Source organism: Citrobacter sp. TBCS-14 (assembly GCF_005280805.1).
GTDB classification, from domain to species: domain Bacteria; phylum Pseudomonadota; class Gammaproteobacteria; order Enterobacterales; family Enterobacteriaceae; genus Citrobacter; species Citrobacter gillenii.
Window position 1 is genome coordinate 1 of sequence record NZ_SZWM01001110.1, and the last position, 575, is coordinate 575.

The window sequence follows — 575 nt, forward strand, 5'->3', positions numbered from 1 at the left end:
CCGGCGGCAACAGCACGTAATTGCCCGTTGCGAAACTCATGAAGATGGACATTCGGACGATTGGATTCCACCATGCCCAGATCTTCGCCCGGTGCCAGATCGTCAAAAATCATCCCGGGCGCGATATCAAAATAGCGGTATTTATTATCTGACGGCTTCCAGTCATCTTCTTGCGGGAAAGTAGCTGCATCACCTCTCTTGATATAANGCTGCATCACCTCTCTTGATATAAAAGCCCAGCGCAGCAGCGATTCTTGCGGCCACGCGTTCACTTTCTTCGTAATCCTTAATGTCGCCAAGGCGGCGGATCACGCCGTGTAACAGACTCACCCCGCGTAACTGATGGAGACGTTTTCGCTGCGCGAGATGCAGCATATTCTCAGCAGCAACAGTTTTCAGTTCTGCGCTAAAACGCGTCATGTTGGCCGGATGGAATTTATAAACCCGGTAGCCTGTCGGACGGCCCCAGTTATTCACAATAATACCCTGACGGATCTGCTGCCCCGAGGTGCTGTTCAGGTTCATCGGCACAAAGTCAGCCTCGAGCAACTCCAGAGAAAACGGCACACTGGTCG

General features: G+C 52.3%; 2 protein-coding genes. Both read right to left on the reverse strand.

Annotation, left to right across the window (positions count from 1 at the left end; all coding sequences use genetic code 11):
• Positions 1-215 (reverse strand): phage portal protein (locus FDX22_RS32075; RefSeq protein ID WP_255433060.1); only part of this gene is annotated, 215 nt, incomplete at its 3' end.
• Positions 190-575 (reverse strand): phage portal protein (locus FDX22_RS24295; RefSeq protein ID WP_255433061.1); only part of this gene is annotated, 386 nt, incomplete at its 5' end. The genes FDX22_RS24295 and FDX22_RS32075, both read right to left, overlap by 26 nt.